The 17,375-nt window shown below is 59.3% G+C and carries 11 protein-coding genes, 1 tRNA gene and 1 pseudogene; 5 read left to right on the top strand and 8 right to left on the bottom strand.

The features are described from left to right. Positions 1 to 122: 122 nt before the first annotated feature. Positions 123 to 1,721, bottom strand: coding sequence for a zinc-dependent metalloprotease (locus tag BN3002_RS00200; RefSeq protein ID WP_058236054.1), 1,599 nt, complete (start codon positions 1,719 to 1,721; stop codon positions 123 to 125). 126 nt (positions 1,722 to 1,847) lie between these two features. On the opposite strand from BN3002_RS00200, the gene BN3002_RS00195 reads away from it, so the two are divergent. Further along, entirely contained in the window at positions 1,848 to 3,176 is a 1,329-nt protein-coding gene (locus BN3002_RS00195; RefSeq protein WP_157843489.1) for a YlbL family protein, read from the top strand. 78 nt (positions 3,177 to 3,254) lie between these two features. On the opposite strand, the gene BN3002_RS00190 is transcribed toward BN3002_RS00195, so the two are convergent. After that, positions 3,255 to 3,827: a PPA1309 family protein gene (locus BN3002_RS00190; protein ID WP_058236053.1), complete on the bottom strand. Its 573-nt coding sequence runs from the start codon at positions 3,825 to 3,827 to the stop codon at positions 3,255 to 3,257. 401 nt (positions 3,828 to 4,228) lie between these two features. Here BN3002_RS00190 and BN3002_RS00185 point away from each other — a divergent pair, with 401 nt between their 5' ends. Both BN3002_RS00185 and BN3002_RS00180 read left to right on the top strand, forming a co-directional pair. Further along, complete coding sequence (locus tag BN3002_RS00185) at positions 4,229 to 7,261, top strand: UPF0182 family membrane protein (protein ID WP_058236226.1); 3,033 nt, start codon at positions 4,229 to 4,231, stop codon at positions 7,259 to 7,261. Positions 7,262 to 7,555: 294 nt separating this feature from the next. Then, positions 7,556 to 7,632: transfer RNA gene (locus tag BN3002_RS00180), tRNA-Met, on the top strand. 407 nt (positions 7,633 to 8,039) lie between these two features. On the opposite strand, the gene BN3002_RS00175 is transcribed toward BN3002_RS00180, so the two are convergent. After that, entirely contained in the window at positions 8,040 to 8,420 is a 381-nt protein-coding gene (locus BN3002_RS00175) for a YbjQ family protein (RefSeq protein ID WP_058236052.1), read from the bottom strand. Between the two features lie 128 nt (positions 8,421 to 8,548). After that, positions 8,549 to 9,145: a mycothiol-dependent nitroreductase Rv2466c family protein gene (locus tag BN3002_RS00170; RefSeq protein WP_058236051.1), complete on the bottom strand. Its 597-nt coding sequence runs from the start codon at positions 9,143 to 9,145 to the stop codon at positions 8,549 to 8,551. Between the two features lie 139 nt (positions 9,146 to 9,284). On the opposite strand from BN3002_RS00170, the pseudogene BN3002_RS00165 reads away from it, so the two are divergent. Next, positions 9,285 to 10,442: pseudogene (locus tag BN3002_RS00165) on the top strand (alpha/beta hydrolase); the annotation flags it as partial. A gap of 274 nt (positions 10,443 to 10,716) precedes the next feature. Here BN3002_RS00165 and BN3002_RS00160 read toward each other — a convergent pair. After that, the gene (locus BN3002_RS00160) at positions 10,717 to 11,799 is read right to left on the bottom strand and encodes a glycosyltransferase family protein (RefSeq protein ID WP_058236049.1); all 1,083 of its coding nucleotides are present in this window, start codon (positions 11,797 to 11,799) and stop codon (positions 10,717 to 10,719) included. Beyond that, on the bottom strand, positions 11,796 to 14,255 hold the full coding sequence (locus BN3002_RS00155; protein ID WP_371935760.1) for a sodium-translocating pyrophosphatase: 2,460 nt from the start codon (positions 14,253 to 14,255) through the stop codon (positions 11,796 to 11,798). Before BN3002_RS00155 ends, BN3002_RS00160 begins: the two co-directional genes overlap by 4 nt. Before the next feature lie 371 nt (positions 14,256 to 14,626). On the opposite strand from BN3002_RS00155, the gene BN3002_RS00150 reads away from it, so the two are divergent. Then, the gene (locus BN3002_RS00150) at positions 14,627 to 15,937 is read left to right on the top strand and encodes a DNA recombination protein RmuC (protein ID WP_082628449.1); all 1,311 of its coding nucleotides are present in this window, start codon (positions 14,627 to 14,629) and stop codon (positions 15,935 to 15,937) included. Here BN3002_RS00150 and BN3002_RS00145 read toward each other — a convergent pair. Both BN3002_RS00145 and BN3002_RS00140 read right to left on the bottom strand, forming a co-directional pair. After that, positions 15,906 to 16,535, bottom strand: coding sequence for a dihydrofolate reductase (locus BN3002_RS00145; protein WP_058236047.1), 630 nt, complete (start codon positions 16,533 to 16,535; stop codon positions 15,906 to 15,908). The two genes, BN3002_RS00150 and BN3002_RS00145, sit on opposite strands and share 32 nt — an antisense overlap. Next, positions 16,532 to 17,365 carry a thymidylate synthase gene (locus BN3002_RS00140; RefSeq protein WP_058236046.1) on the bottom strand — a complete coding sequence of 278 codons (834 nt, stop codon included), beginning with the start codon at positions 17,363 to 17,365 and terminating at the stop codon, positions 16,532 to 16,534. The genes BN3002_RS00145 and BN3002_RS00140 overlap by 4 nt, the downstream gene beginning before the upstream one ends. Between the last annotated feature and the right edge of the window lie 10 nt (positions 17,366 to 17,375).

Below are 17,375 nucleotides of genomic sequence, written 5' to 3'. Positions count from 1 at the left end.
TCGCATGTCATGGTGTCCTCATGGTCGGGACGGTCACCGGTAGTGCCAGTCCAGATTGTGACGCCCATGCATGCCTGAAGTCAGCAGCAGTGCGAGATCTGTGGATAACTGCGGGGCGGCGGCTAGTCGCGTGAGTCGGAGTCGTCAGGATCCGTCGGGTCAGAAGTGTCAGCGTCGTCAGGGCGGTCGGCCTCGTCGGACGTGCTGGCCTCGTGGGACGCGCCGGTATCAGCCTGGCCGTCTGACTCAGGCTCATCGTCGAGGATCACACCGGCTTCGCGCAACGAATCCATCTCCGGATCGTCACTCGGGCTCAGGCCCTCCGCCCAACCGAGCGTGCCATCCAACATGGCGCTCAACGCTTCATCAATGTCAGCCGATTCCTCGCGCTCGCGGGCACGTCGATCCAGGAACTCCGTCGGCTCGTCAAGATCCTGAGCGGTCGGAATCATGTCAGGGTGGTGCCACAGTGCTTCGCGAGCCTCGGTGCCCTGAGCCTGTTCAACAATCGTGAACAGCTTCGCTGCACCGCGCGCGCGACGAGGACGCATGGTCAGGCCGATCAGCGACCCCAACATCTGCTCGGCGGGACCACCCGTTGCGCGCCGGCGACGCATCAATTCACGCAGGCGATCCGCATGCGGCAGATACGGAGCGACGGCGCGGGCAGTGGTCACCTCCACCCAGCCTTCGACCAATGCCAGCAGCGTTTCCAGGCGTTCGAGTGCTTCGGTCTGACGCTCAGTTGGCTCTGTGGCAAAAATCTGATCAGTCATCGACGTGCTAAAGGATGACGGGTCCGCCGGATCGATGTTGCGAGCCGCGTCAGCGATCGCGTCCGTGTCGATCGCAATCTCAGCAGAGTACTTTTCCACCGCGCGTACAAGATCGGAACCAAGCCACGGAACGGATGCGAAAAGACGCTGGTGAGCACATTCACGCACAGCGAGGAACTGCTGGACTTCCTCACGCGGCATTTCCAGATCCTTGGTGAATTCGTGAATATTGCCGACGACGAGCGCGGTCTGATCCAGGCCCGCCAATGGAATACCCACATCGGTTGAACTCAGTGCTTCGCCGGCCAAGCCTCCCAGTGCCTGACCGATCTGCATGGCGAAAACCATTGCCGCCAGTTTCGGCATCATCTCACTGGTACGCCCGGCCAGCTCTCCAATACCTTCGGGCATTCCGGGCATGTGGAGCTGCGCCATCATCTGCGAATCACCGAACTGTTCCTGCATGGCCTCGACCAGTGCGCGAGACACATTCGACGCGACCGGTTCGCACATGCGTTTCCACATGTCGAGCGTGTGATCAATCCAGTCGACGCGTGTCCATGCCTGCCTGTCGCCACCGCGGTGCGTAAAAGACGTCACCGGGTCAAGCCACAAGTCGGCAACCGTCATCGCTTCACGTGCCTGCGCAGCTTCAGCTGCCGTCACGTTGGGGGACTGGCCAAAAGTGCTCTGACGTGCCAGATCGGAGGCAACTGACCAATTGACTGGGCCTGACGTCGTGTTCATCAGCGCGTTGAACTGACTCATCATCGCCTGCAGCTGGCCAGGGTTACTCATGAAAGACGGCATCTTCGATGAGTCAAACCCCTGCTCACGCATAGCACGTGCGGCCTCCTCGCCGGCATCTTCACCAAGCAGGCGGCGCAAAATTTCTTCCAACGGGTCGGGGGCAGAGTCATCCGGGCGGTCAGTTTCATCGCTCATGCCCTGAGCCTACTCGTTCAGATGCCCCAGCGGAACACGGGTGCGATGCGTGCGCTGTCAGCGGAAAAGCACAGGAGCGACGTATCGACTGATGCCGGGCGCCTGACAATATGTCACGATTGGATCGTGCACATTCATCGCGATCACTCATCTGCCGACTTTGAGACGACACCGGGCGGTACAGGAAACCAGCCCGAAGAAACACTGAAAGACAGCGCCGAGACGGCGAACACTGCGCGTGAAGTGACAACTGCAGATGCTGAAAACGATGAGAACCGGCAGCCGGCTGCAACCGGCAAGAAACGCCACGGTCTGCTGCGAAACCTGTGGTGGATAGTGCCGGGCATCGTCTTTCCGATCGTGTGCGCCCTCATCACCCTGATCCCGGTGCCCTATGTGGTCAATGCCCCCGGGCCCACAATCAACATTCTGGGAACTCACGAGGGCGCCCCTACCATTCAAATCAGTGGGAATGATCCGAAAACGGGCAAACCTGTCGAACTGGATCCCGTGCACGAAACTGAACAAGACGACGGTGACCGAACCGGGCAGTTACGTATGGTCACGGTCCTTCAACGCGGCGGACCAGGCAACAGTCTGGCAACGCTCGATCTGATTCGGGCATGGTTCTCCGGTCACGACGAAATTATTCCGTACCGGGAGGTTTTTCCTCCGGACGTGACCAGCGAAGAGGCCAAGGAAGCCGCTCAAATGCAGATGAAATCATCGGAATCAGCAGCGTCCGTGGTTGCCCTCGAGCATCTGGGATGGGACGTGCCCGCTGACGTGCAAGTTGAGGGCGCCGTTCCCGGATCAGACGCTGTAGGCAAGGTGGAGCAAGGTGACCAGATCGAATCCATCACCACGCCAGATGGCACAGTGCATCCAGTTGATTCGGGAGCTGTCCCGTTTGCGCTGATGCGGACTGTTCCGCCCGACTCGCAGATGACGCTCACGGTTGTGCGTAACGGGAAAACGATCGATATCCCGATCGTATCCAGCAAGAAAGCGCTGCCGGATCCTGACTCTGAAGAAGCCACCTCGTCATCGCTGCTGGGTGTGTACCTGTCTGTTCATCCGCAGCTCCCACTCGATATCGACATCACGCTTCAGGATGTGGGCGGTCCTTCGGCAGGAATGATGTTTGCACTGGGAATCTATGACCGGCTGACCCCGGGAGACCTGACCGGGGGAGTGACAATCGCCGGCACCGGAGCCTTGTCATTTGACGGCCAGGTGGAGCCGATCGGCGGCATCCAGCAGAAAATGGTGGGCGCGAACAACGACGGTGCTCAGTGGTTCCTGGCCCCCGGCACCAACTGTGACGAGGTAGTGGGGCATATTCCCGACGGACTGAACGTGACGCGCGTGGATACGTTCGACGATGCGCTCACCGCCGTCACAGCAATTGCGGCTGGAACAACGGATTCGTTGCCCACCTGCGAATCCAGGTAACAGCGCGCAGGTTCCCTCGTCACTTCGCTGAAGGCGCCGCGACACGCCACAACATGACGAGCTGCGCAGGTCCCCTCGTCAATCCTGACCGTCGTCACTCAAGGACGCGAGCAGTGCCTGCGACAGGCCCGGAACCAGATCCTCACCCACCGCAACCGCTTCATCCGTGTCGAAGGTACGCGTGCGCACCGCAGACCACGTCAGCCCCGTTCGCATCGCACCGACGACCAGGCGCACCTCCGTGCGAGACGGGTGCTCCGCGATGAACGCCAACGCCTCATCGGGATCATCAGGCGCCGCAGCCTCCACCTCAGGGGGCACCACGATGCGTTCAACGCTCAGAGCTGCGCCCGCAACGGAGCGCGGCCATGCCAACTGTGCCAGCACCGATTCCAGATCGTCAGAGTCGAGCGGCTCCTGAGCGATGGCAGACAGGTGTTCAGAGGAACCATCCCACCCACTCTTGAGCTGCTCGACCACGTCAGCTGGCATGGCGGGTTCATCTATAAGCTGACGCGTGGGGACCAGGGCGTACAGCATCGGCGGGCGGTCCCACCCCAGGCGCGCAGCAGCCCGCTCAATTTCACGCACACACGCCGCGAGGGCGCGTTGAGCAGGAGACAGGTCACGGTCACGTTCAGCTTCAGTCATGGTCTTATCGTGGCACGAGGGCGGCCCGGATGCGAGGAACGACCAAGCTTGAGGCGCCTAATAACGGTAGAATGGACAGCACATGCGGAAATCGAGTAAGAGAGGATGACGCGGTGAGCGCCTTCCCGACTAGCAGGTCCAGCTCCGGTGATTCGAAGCCTTCGGACGGAAACGGGCCATTTGATACCAGCGAGATCCTGTCTGCGCTGTTCGGCCAGCAAGCCGGCTCAGCAGCCGGACGATTCAAGGGGACAGGCCCCTTCCGTCAGCGTGCCGAAGACGGTGATGACGGTTCAGGCGACTCCGGATCAGGAGACGGCGGCGGTCGCGGTTCAGGTGGTGGACGCGGCTCAGGTGGCGGCTCCCACAGCTCATCATCCGGTAAGAGGCGCTTCGGTCCGCTGGCGACGACTCTTGCGATCCTGGCTGCCATTTTTGTGATCGTCTACGTTGCGTCATCATTTTGGACGGAGATCCTCTGGTTCAGCCAGATGAAGTCTACGCGCATCCTGTGGACCCGGTGGGGAACGATGGCGGGCCTGTTCGTCCTCGGTTTCGCCATCATCTTCGCTGCGATCTCGGCGGCGGTTCAGATTGCGTACCGTCACCGCAGCGATTCCAGTCGAGGTGACGAGGGAGCCAACCTGCGGCACTATCGCGACACCATCGAACCGATGCGCAAACTCGTTTTCTGGGGAGTCCCGGCGCTCATCGCGCTCATCAACGCCGGACGACTGTCCTCGCAGTGGGACACGTTCCTGATGTTCTTCAAACGTCAGCCCTTCGGCAAGTCTGAGCCGATCTTCGGAATCGACAACTCGTTCTTCGTTTTCACGCTGCCTTTCTTCCAGGCAATCGTCTCATTCTTCATGTCAGTGACAATCTGGTCGCTGATCGCCGCGGTGATCGTGCACTACCTGTACGGCTCGTTAGCCCTGAGCCCGCGCCCGCATGCCACAAAATCCGCACGCATCCACCTCGGTGTCATGGCAGCAATCATTTCCTTGCTTTTCGGCCTGAACTACTGGCTGGGTCGCTACGGTCTGCTGACCAAGATGGGTGAGCCAACCGACGGCGCGCTCTACACCGACATCAACGCTCAGTTGCCCGCCCAGTCCATCCTCGCCGTTATTTCCGTGCTGGTGGCAGTCCTCTTCCTGGTCGCCGCATTCAAGGGAACGTGGCGTCTGCCCCTGACGGGGGTGGTGGTCACAGTGGTGTCCGCCCTCGTCATCGGGATGGCGTACCCGGCTCTGATTCAGCGCCTCTACGTCACGCCGAACGCCCGAAACGCAGAGGCTCCCTACATTCAGCACAACATCGATGCGACGCTGGAAGCCTACGGGTTGAACGACCTCGAGTTCCAAAGCTACGAGGCGCGCACCACCGCTGCGCCCGGGCAGTTGCGCGAGGACACGGAATCAACCTCGCAGATCCGACTCCTGGACCCGCAGGTCATCACCCCCACCGTCACCCAGCTGCAGCAGTCGCGCCCGTACTACGACTTCGGATCGGGCATGGCCGTGGACCGTTACGTGGTTGACGGCGAGCGCCGCGACACGGTAATCGCCATGCGTGAGCTCAATCTTGAGGGCCTGTCATCTGAGCAGCAAACATGGGTGAACCGCCATACGGTCTACACGCACGGGTTCGGTGTTGTGGCCGCATACGGTAACCAGGTCACCACGGATGGCCTGCCCGCCTACTGGGAAAAGTCCATTCCATCTGAAGGCGAAATGGGAGACTACGAACCGCGCATCTACTTCTCGCCCTCGTCTCCGAACTATTCGATTGTGGGCGCACCTGAAGGCGCTGAGCCGCAGGAACTGGACTACCCCGATGACACGGCGGCATCCGGCCAGGTGCGCTACACCTTCCAGGGCGATGGCGGCCCCTCGGTCGGTAACCTGTGGAACAAGTTGCTGTATTCGATCAAGTTCGGGTCCTACGACATTTTCTTCTCCTCGCAAACCAACTCGCAGTCACAGATTCTGTACGATCGTGATCCACTGACTCGTGTGGCCAAGGTTGCGCCGTACCTGACGCTGGAGCAAAAGCCTTATCCGGCAGTTGTCGACATGGACGATGATCCGTCTACGCCGAAGCGTCTGGTGTGGGTCGTTGACGCGTACACAACGTCAAACGCCTACCCGTATTCGGCGCACCAGCAGCTGGATCAGTCGACAGTGGATTCGCTGTCCTCCGACGCCAGCCAGTTCGTCAGCGCCGGTAACACGGTCAACTACATGCGTAACTCCGTCAAGGCTGTTGTCGACGCATATGACGGGCATGTGCGCCTGTTCCAGTGGGACAACGAGGATCCGGTTTTGAAGACCTGGATGGGTGTCTACCCGAACACAGTGGAGCCGTTGTCTGAGATTTCCGGTGATCTGATGGCGCACCTGCGCTACCCGGAGGATCTGTTCAAGGTGCAGCGCGACCTGTTGACCTCGTACCACGTGACCGAGGCTGCCCAGTACTACACCGGTGGTGACCTATGGAGGCTGGCGCAGGAAACGTCAACGGCCGCGCTGGCGAGCGCTCAGCAGCAGGGTGTGGAGGGTATCCAGCAGCCCGGACAGTCCACTCCTCAGATCCCGCAACCGCCGTACTACCTGACCATGCAGATGCCTGGGCAGGAAAGCGCAGAGTTCTCGCTGACATCGGTATTCGTGCCGGGCGGTGCGTCCAAGCGTGAAGCTATGGCAGGCTTCCTTGCGGTTGATTCGGAGACGGGCAACGAGCCGGGCAAGGTGCGTGAGGGGTACGGCAAGCTTCGACTGATCGCGTTGCCGTCTGACCTGACGGTGCCTGGCCCCGGTCAGGTTCAGAACGCCTATGACTCGAACCAGCAGATCGGTTCGCAGTTGAACCTGCTGAACCAGTCGGATTCGACGGTTATCCGCGGCAACCTGCTGACACTGCCTGTTGGCGGCGGTTTGCTGTACGTCCAGCCTGTCTACGTTCAAGGTAAGGGCACGGCCTCGTATCCGGTGCTGCGCATGGTGCTGACAGCGTTCGGTAACCAGGTCGGGTTTGCGCCCACGCTGCAGGAATCGCTCGATCAGACCTTTGGTGGTGATTCAGCGGCGACAGTTGCTGACGAGGTTGGAAGTTCGGGCAACGAGGGAGACTCCACTTCTCCCGCTGTTCAAAGTGCGCAGGAGAAACTCAATGCTGCGCTTGTTCAGGCATCCCAAGCCATGCAAGAAGCCGATGCGGCGATGAAGGCCGGTGATTGGGCTGCCTACGGTACGGCTCAGAAGAAGCTGGACACTGCGCTGACGAACGCGTTGAACGCTCAAGCTGAGATGGGTGAGGACGTCAGCGGTGCTGCGGTGCCGGGACTGGGAGGAGCCGATGGCGCTCAGTCGGGCGCGACGAACAGTCTGACCGGAGACTCGCAAAGCGATGACGGGGGTGGAAACGGCTAGGGAGGTAATCGCGCGGGCTGACCTGCCTGACCGGTAGGCCGGACAGTCGAACCCGTAGCGGAAGGCACGCACCAGTGGCGGCTTGCAGGAAGGTTGTCAGACCTGAAGCGAGCCGCCACTGGCATATCTGACGCCATGTCTTCTTCTTGCTCGACATCTTGTGCGCTGCCACAAGACTTCCTGGAAGGTGAGGCAGTTGACAGATGCGCAGTCCTGTCATGATGCATCTCACCGCTGCAGCTCTTGCCGGGCTGGAAGCGCCCTATTACAGTAGAAGACACAAGGAAATACAGACGCGGGGTGGAGCAGTTCGGTAGCTCGCCGGGCTCATAACCCGGAGGTCGGAGGTTCAAATCCTTCCCCCGCTACCAATCGAGACTCTTGATCAGCACGAGCGCTGATCAAGAGTTTTTCTTTCCCGTTTTTCTTTCCCGTTTTTCTTTCCCGTTTTTCTTTCCCGTTTTTCTTTCCCGTTTTTCTTTCCAACCATCGCCGTTTCCTTACCCGCCGCCGATGAGCGAAAGCGTCAACCTCGAACGAGAGCGTCAACCAGTCAAGGTAAGAGAGCCGTTGCGGGCTGTCTCACCATTCGAGAATCGCATGATAGCGCGGAAAAGTCGATGTCAGTTCCGCCGCAGTAGTGCGTCGATGGCGCTTCTACCTTGACCGGTTGACGATCTGGCAAAATCCAAGGCGTTTGCCTACCCTAGACGCACCTTGAAAGGCCGCGTTGGTGTTTGCGTGGGCAGTAGTCGATTCCGATCCAGCGGTAGGCGACTCACCGGCGGGCACCTTGGGTCTGATCCATGGACTGCAGTGTGGCACCGGCTTGGCCCTGAGGAATCGGTAAGACAACAACTGCCGTTCCATACACGCAAACCTCCGTCATTTGCTCGGCAAGCTCGCCGGTGTCGAAGCGCATCGCGATGACCGCGTTGGCTCCTCTGCGGGCAGCCTGATCCACCATGCGTGACATCACCTGTTCGCGCGAGTCGATCATGATGCGGGTGTACTCCGGGATTTCGCCTCCGCCGATGGTGCGGAACGAAGCAGTAAAGGTCTGGCCTATACTCGCGGAGCGAACCGTCAGGCCCATCACTTCTCCCAGAACCGCATCGATTCGGTACCCGGGAATGTCATTTGTTGTTACAACAATCATATGAAATACAGTAAAACACTCCGGGCGATAACGGTATACCTCAGGGGGGGATTCCGCGGCCACTTCTCCTGACGGCTACCTCATCTGGCAGGGCGGCTGTTAGCGCACTGCGCCAGGTGAGAATCAGATCAGTCGAACTGCGGGCCGGTTGTGCGCGTGCGCTTCAACTCGAAGAATCCGGGCGTACGTGCCAGAGCAACGCAGCCGTCCCAAAGATCCAGTGCCGCCTGACCATGCGGAGCAGGAGAGATCACCGGCCCAAAGAACGCGACACCGTCAAACGCGATGATGGGAACGCCAACCTCGTCACCGACCAACTCCAACGCATGCGCTACAGAGGAACGCAGTGCCTCGTCCGATGACTCCACACCGTTGGTGATAGCCTCGGGAAATCCGGCTGCCTTCACCGCGTCGGCGATGACATCACTTCCCAACTTTTTTGACTGATTATGCAGGCGCGTACCTACCTCGGTGTAGAGGGAGGCTACAGCCTCACTGCCGTGAGTGTCCGCAACCTTCTGAAACAATAACGACAGGCCGCGCCCCTGCTCGACATGTGCACGATACTCCGCATCAATGTCCTTGCCTTCATTCAGAATCGCCAGAGAGAACGGGTGCCATGTCACTTCAAAATCGCGTGCGCGAGCCACTTCTTCGACCCAGCGAGACGTGATCCACGTCCACGGGCATGTTGCATCGAACCAAAAATCTACGTGAGTACTCATATGTCTATCGTGGCGTATAAACCACGATCGCGCATTGCATTCTTGAAGGAAGGCCCGCTCTTCGCGCTGATTTCGCGAGGCGAGTCGCGCTTTACGGCATTCTCACAGGTAAGTAGTGCACACTGAGCCTGTGAATCTCATGAGTGGTTGGGTCGTCCTATTTGCCGGAGTACTGGCGCTGTGCGCACTTATTGGCACGTCCACGCTTTTGCGCCCTGCCGGACATCTTTCGCCCAATCGCGAGGGAGCGCGCACGTCGTTCATACGTATCCTCAGACGCCAGGTGACAGCTTTTATCGCCCTGTGCATTACGACGAGTCTCATGTGCACCACATTCGCTTTGCTGGCCAACCGCACCATGTCATTCCTTCGTACTCCTTCTGAGGTTGTGGAATTGGTCAAGAATGCGCTCGGTGCAGGCGACACTCGCGTATCAGCGTTTGCGCCACCCAGACAAGGCGAACAGGACCAACACGTCGATCCACCGGAACTCGCCTACGACGCGCAGCTGCACGTATGGCGAGGAACGCTGAGCGGCGCGCAGTCCGGCTTGACGCGCGAAGTTGCCGTCTGGGCGCCACCCGGCTACGCTCCGGTCGGAGCGATACCTACTGCCTCCCAGAGTGACAGCGCCGACACGCCTATCCCGCTTTCGCGGGCCATCGTGCTTTATCACGGGTACGTGGGAACAGCGATTGGCACAGTTCAGTCACTCGAACTCACCGAACGCATAGCACCACTGGTCGAACGAGGCGAGATTCCTCCAACGCTGCTGATCTTCCCTGACCTGTCAATGGGCGGGGCAGAGCCGGACTGCGTTGACGTTGACGGGCACCCCAAAACTGAAACCTTCGTTGTCACTGATCTAGTCCCAGCGATCCGCGCAGCATTCCCAAGTATTCCGTATGATCCCGACCATTGGGCCGTAGGCGGATTTTCATCAGGCGCATACTGTGCGCCTGTTATACATGTGCGCCACCGTGACGTCTTTGGGACAGCTGTGGCGATGGGCGGGTACGATACTCCAGAATTAGGCGCTCTGAAAAATGCCGATCAGGCGACAAGGGACGCTTTCACCATTTCACACTTGCTCGCTCAGCCGCATGATGTGCCCCTCAGAGTCCTCGCGATGGGCGTATATGCGGACAGGGATGCCATGACTTTTGGCACTGCCTTGCAGAAACTGGCGCGCACACAACCTAACGATACCTTCGTATCGGTCATGAAGTCCGAGGGAGCCCACGGCTGGACAACATGGCGCGAGGATCTGCCCTCAGCGTTGAAATGGTGGAGCGGTAGGGAAGTGCAGTCGGACGCTCCGACAGCCCCGCCATGGTGGCAGATCACCCAAACTGTGCCGCTAATCGGGAGCTTTAGCGCGTGGGGGATTGCCATGGCGACATCCCTGATGCGTGTGCGGATGAGGATGCGTACCGGACGGGTGCGGCGCGCTGTGACGGACTTTTTCCTCGCGGCACTCACCTGCATACTCGGGGCGCTTGTTGCGCTCCTCTTGGTCAATAACTCCGAGGTTTTCTTCTACTCGTGGGATGATCTGTGGACGAATTTCCTCAGCTTCCTGCACTAGCCTGTGATCGGCTGAACCACTCCTTGACCGCGGCGAGTATCTCACGGTCGAACGCGTCATCACTGTGACGGTCGTGGATCCATGACACGAAGCTGCCCGACACAAGCTCATCGAGCTGCGCACGACACCGATCAGTTTCCGTCAATGCCCGGCGCAGCAAGTTAGCGGCCGCATCCTCGTCGCCATCGGGATACATGAAGGGATACCCGTCCGGCAGCAAAGCCCTGGCCCACGGAAGATCCGGGAAAATTCCGATCGCTCCGGCACCCATCGCCTCCACATAGGACAGGCCGTAGGATTCCTCGCTGGCGGTCGCCACAAACGCCGTCGTGTGCGACAGCGCCTGCCAGTATGACGCGCGCGAGGCGGTCAGCGGCCCCACCCAGATCCACGGCAGCTGTGAATACTCCATCGCCTTCTCAGAAACCAGGTGTGACTCGTGCAGTCGCATCTCCACACGCAGATCCGTGTCTTCCTGCACGGCGGACACAATATCCATGAACATGTCAGGGCGCTTGCGGTTGGCAAGGTAGATTGCCGGATACAACACCACGGGCGTGTCAGGTTCGTGACGCGGCTGCACATGCTCCAGGCGGAATCCCAGGTTCACCCACGACAACTCAGCCTTCTGAGCTAACGGTTGAACGGTCCACCGCTCCACGACTTCACGCACTTCAGCCGCTGTGCGTTCCGAGTTTGCGAACGTGGGGAACAGAGCGCACGACAACGCGAGGGCACACACCTGGACGTGCTGCTCAAGCGTGTTAACCGGGAACCACACGAAGTTCATGATCTTCGGAATATTGCCGCCCGAGGCATGGTAGACGGTGTTCCATGTGCCCAGTGAGTCCACCACATCCATATTGATGATGACCGTGTCATCGGGATTGATTGATTCGAGCGGCATCACGGTGAAACCCTTGCAGCGCCGTGCCACAGGGCCGATGATGCTGGAATCGGGGAAGATGCGCAGGATTCGCCTCACCAAAGTGGCACCGGCGTCATGACCGGTGACTCGGCCGCCCTCGTCAATGAGGGTCGCATCGCGTTTGATGGCAATTCTCATTGCTGTGCTCCAATCTGAGATGCAGGGGAATCAGCGGGGGAGTCCTCGCCGTCGGCCGGATCCTCCATCGGCGCCTGTATACGCATGTGGTAGAAGGAACGGTAGACGAAGAACGCGGACACCAGTGCGAAAATGACGGCCAGCGTGTAGACGAGGGCGCTCAATCCCTGTCCAGTCAGTGACACTGCCAGTTCCACTGCCAGCAGACCGAACAGCGTGGTGAACTTGATGATCGGATTCAGGGCAACGGAGGACGTGTCCTTGAACGGATCGCCGACCGTGTCACCCACGATCGTCGCGTCATGCAGAGCGGTTCCCTTGGCGTGCAGGTCAACCTCGACAATCTTCTTCGCGTTATCCCATGCACCACCCGCGTTCGCCATGTAAATAGCCTGGTACAGGCCGAAGATGGCGATCGAAATGAGGTAGCCGATGAAGAAGTACGGCTCAACGAATGCGAATGACAGAGTGGCGAAGAAAACCGCCAGGAAAATCGTCAACATGCCTTGTTGCGCGTACTGTGTGCAGATCTCCACTACGCGGGTCGAATCCTTTTCGGAGGCTCGTTCCGTGTCATCGTCCAGTTTGATGGACGTCTTAATGAACTCGACGGCACGGTAGGCGCCTGTGGTGACTGCCTGAATCGATGCGCCGGAGAACCAGAAGATCACCGCCCCACCCATAATCAGGCCCAGCAGGAACGGAGCATGCAGGATCGACAGATAGTTCAGACCTTCTTCGAGGCGATTCGTCAAACCGATGATGATCGAGAAAATCATCGTCGTCGCACCTACAACAGCGGTGCCGATGAGGACCGGCTTCGCAGTGGCTTTGAAGGTGTTACCCGCACCATCGTTTTCTTCCAGCATGAGTTTGGCGTTATCCCACTGCGGGGCGAAACCGTCGGAGCGCTGAACTTCCTCGTCAATTCCGTCGATCGCTTCAATGCGGGAAAGCTCGTAGACGGATTGCGCGTTGTCGGTCACAGGGCCGTACGAGTCGACTGCGATCGTCACTGGCCCCATTCCCAGGAAACCGAACGCCACCAGGCCAAAGGCGAAGACAGCAGGTGCCAGCATGTAGTCGCCCAGTGTGACCTCGGAAATCAGGAACGCGCCACCCATCAGGCCAACAATTGTGATGCCCAGCCAGTAGGCAGAGAAGTTGCCGGCGACCACGCCTGACAGAATGTTCAGCGATGCTCCGCCCTGGCGTGAACTCTTCACCGTTTCACGCACGTGGCGCGACGTCGTGGAGGTAAAGACCTTCACCAGCTCGGGGATAAGTGCGCCAGCCAACGTGCCGCACGTGACGATCGTGGCCAGCTCGACCCACAGGGCGCCGCCTTGCGGTGCGAGGACCAGCCACGACATCAGGTACGTTGCAGCGATGCAGATAATCGAGGTGAACCACACCAGCGAGCTCAACGGGGCCTCAAAGTTCATTGTTGTGGCATCGCTGTATCGCGACGCCACGATGCGCGCGTTGATCGCGTAGGCCAGAGCCGAAGCCAGAATCATGGCGACACGCACGGAGAACACCCACACCAGCAGCGTTGCCTGAAGAACGGGGTCATTGACGGCCAGGATAATGAACGTCACCAGAGCCACGCCTGTCACACCGTAGGTTTCAAAACCATCAGCGGACGGTCCCACCGAGTCGCCTGCATTATCGCCCGTGCAGTCAGCGATAACACCGGGGTTGCGCGGGTCGTCCTCGTCAATTTTGAACACGATCTTCATCAGATCCGCGCCGATGTCGGCAATCTTTGTGAAGATGCCGCCGGCTATACGCAGGGCCGAGGCTCCCAGAGACTCACCGATGGCGAAGCCGATGAAACAGGCACCGGCAACGTCATTGGGCAGGAACAACAGGATGATCAGCATCATCAGCAATTCGAGGGAAATGAGGACCATTCCAATCGACATGCCGGACTTCATGGGGATTCTATGGATCGGCAGCGGCTTGCCCCGCAAGGAGGCGTAGGCGGTGCGCGCGTTGGCGAACGTGTTGACGCGGATACCGAACCACGCCACGGAGTAGGAGCCAGCCATTCCCAGAAGCGAAAATGCGACCACAATGAGCATCTTCCCCCACGGGAAGCCGACCAGAACCTTGTAGTAGATGACGATAACTGCGGTGATGAAGACCCACAGAATCAGCAGGAAACGTCCCTGTTTCTTCAGGTAGGCCTGGCATGTTGCGTAGATCAGCTCCGCGACCTCCAACATGGAGCCGTGTACCGGCATCTTCTTGAGCTGCATGTAGGTGGCGAGGCCGAATCCCAGTCCAAGCAGGCAGACGATCAGGCCGATAATCAGCAGAGTCTGTCCCGAAAATCCACCGATGACAGTGACTTGTGACAGGTCAGGGAGCACGAGGTTTGCTTCACCGCCGTGCACGTTTGATGACGGGTCTTCGGCGGCGGGGAGGGGTCTGGCGAATCCGCACAGCAGCAGTGCGAACGGCAATGCGCCCAGTGCACCTAGGAGTGTGCGGCGCGAGCGCGGCGGCGTGGGCGAGGTGGAGCTCACGGCGCTGTAACGCGAGCGAAGTGAAGTGAGGGGAGGCCATATGGGGGTATGAGTGATGCGTGTCATCGGTCCTCGATTTACAGGTAGAGCATCATTGCTGTACTTGTCACCCTAGACATTTGTTGCTCACCCCGTTCGCAAACAATGCGGCCAATGTCACACGACGATTGGAAGAATGTGAGCCAGGTCATTATGAGGGTTACCTGCTGGGTCCTTGGTCCCATCGGAGTGCGGAGTGGCTGGTGAGAGACCTATGGGCTCCAGATGCACACGGTGGTTCGTACAGTGAAGCCATGAATATATGGATGGTTGTGGTACCCCTTCTCGCACTGGTGGTGGGCATCGTTTCAGGGTGGTTTGCCGGGGTCAACCTGGGGGCGGGGCGTGCGCTCGATTCGCTGCGTATGCGCGTATCGCAGGCTGAACATGAGCGTGATATGCGTGGTGAGCAGACACGAGCCATTCATGACCAGCTTCGTCAGCGCCTGGAAGAGGCGCATGAACAGCTCGCCAATGAGCGCGAACGATCCGAGCGCATGCGCGTGGAATATGAAGACCGCCTGGCAGATCAGGCTCAACGCAGCCTGGGGCAGCAAAAAGAACGCGCACGGATTATGGAGGCGCTGGCACCTGTCAGCGACATGTTGACGAAAATGACGCATTCCATGTCGGCGATGGAACGATCCAGAGCTGAGGAGTACGGGGTTATCCGCGCGCAGCTTGAAGCATCGACCACGATCGGCGAGCAATTACGGGTGACCACCTCTCAGCTGCATGACGTCATGGGTTCGACGTCTGTGCGCGGCCAGTGGGGCGAGATCCAGTTGCGACGCCTCGTTGACATGTGTGGCCTGATGGAACACGTTGATTTCGACGAACAGGACACGCAGCGTTGTGAGCGAAACAGCGGAGAGGAATCGGGGCGTCAGCGGCCCGACATGGTGGTGCACTTGCCGCAAGGGCGCACATTGGTCATCGACTCCAAAGTGCCCTTCGACGCGTACATGAAGGCATGTGATATTCCCGACTCGGCAGGGGAGAGAGAAGCAGAACAGAAGAAGAAACTGCTTGCCCAGCATGTTCGAGCCGTGCGGTCCCACGTGGACACACTGTCGAAGAAAGAGTATTGGAAGAGGTACGAGCAGTCACCTGACCTGGTCATTGCCTTCATTCCCCTCGAATCCCTGCTGTCAGCCGCGCTACGCGAAGATCCGCAGCTGCTGGAATACGCCTTTTCGCGAGGTGTGGCTTTGGCGTCTCCCAGCGCGCTGTGGGCGTGCCTGAAGGCAGTGGCATATACGTGGCGCGAAGAATCAGCCGTTGCGCAGGTTCGCGAGTTCTACGCTCTGGCCAGCGAACTGTATTCGCGCTTGTGTACCCTCGCAGACCATGCTGAGCTTGTTCGAAAGACGATTGATGATCTGACTGAACGGTGGAACAGATTCGTCGGCTCGTTGGAAACGCGGGTGCTGGTCAGTGCCCGCAAAATGTCCCAATTGGATGAATCACATGTCATCGCGCACATCGAACCAGTAGAGAAGAAAGCGCGCAGCTTGCGGATCAGTGATCAGCTCAGCGGTGAGAAGGGCGAACAAATGTCGTGATTCTCCACCGAGCGTCACCCGACACGTCTCGCCACGACGAATCGGACCGATCAGGATCCACGTGCCAATGCTCGGGATCGACGTGCGGCGCGTACACCAGCGGCGTGTTCTGCCCGCTGAGCGGGCGTACATCCAGATCAAGGTCTGTTACGACCAGTTCATCCACCCGATCCATCGTCTGCTCGTAGATCTGGGCTCCGCCGGTAATCCACACCACGGGAGCTGGGTCCCTATCCATGTCGGGTGTCGTCGCAGTGCTGGCGGTGATGGCTGCTCGCTGGTCACGGTGATCCGCCAGGTGAGCGGTTGCGACCTCGAGCGCCTCATCCAGGTTGGCAACGACCAGTGCCCCGGGGGTCTCGTAGTCGCGCTGGCGCGTCATGACGATGTTGGTGCGTCCGGGCAATGGCTGACCGCCCAGAGCCTCGTAGGAAGAGCGCCCCATGATGATCGGGTAGCCCAGCGTCATCTGTTTGAAATGCGCAAAATCAGCCGGAACATGCCACAGCATCGATGTGCCAGTTCCCAAGATGCCGTTTCGATCCTGCGCCCAAATCGACGCCAGCGTGAAATTGGGGCGCGCCACAAGTGTGCTCATACGGCGACTGGTGCCTTGATCGTCGAATGGTGCTGATAATTGTCGATGTGCACATCATCAAAGTCATACTCGAACAACGAGGGTGCCTGATCCAACGTGAGCGTCGGGAACGGATACGGATCCCGTGAGAGCTGCTCGGTGACCTGGTCGACGTGATTGTTGTAAATGTGGCAATCTCCACCCGTCCAGATGAAGTCGCCCACTTCAAGCCCAGCCTGCTGGGCAAACATATGTGTCAGCAGGGAATATGAGGCGATATTGAAGGGGACGCCCAGGAACAGATCCGCGCTGCGCTGATACAGCTGCAGGCTGAGACGCCCATCGGCCACGTAGAGCTGGAAAAGAGCGTGGCACGGTTCCAACGCCATATACTCCAGGTCGCCCACGTTCCACGCGGACACGATCATGCGTCGTGAGTCCGGATTTGTGCGCAAGGTGTCCATGACGTGCGAAATCTGGTCGAAGGTTCGGCCCCCCTCCGCATGCCACGAGCGCCACTGGACACCGTAAACAGGTCCCAAATCCCCCTGATCGTCGGCCCACTCGTTCCAGATGCGGATACCGTGATCCTGCAGCCACTTCACATTCGAATCGCCTCGCAGGAACCATAAGAGCTCACCCACAACCGACTTCATGTGGACGCGTTTCGTTGTAATCAGTGGGAACCCCTGAGACAGCGGATAGCGCAGCTGCGCGCCGAAAACGGAGCGGGTGCCTGTGCCGGTGCGGTCAGCCTTGGAAACGCCTTCGTTCATGACGCGCGTCAGCAAATCCTCGTACTGGCGATCCGCGCCCACAGGTGTCTCACGCCCTTCAGATGTCTGAGTCATCAATCGTCGC

The organism is Actinomyces ihuae, assembly GCF_001457875.1.
Taxonomy (GTDB): domain Bacteria; phylum Actinomycetota; class Actinomycetes; order Actinomycetales; family Actinomycetaceae; genus Pauljensenia; species Pauljensenia radingae_A.
Note: the sequence above shows the minus strand (reverse complement) of the source record. Positions and strands in the feature narration are given on the sequence as shown.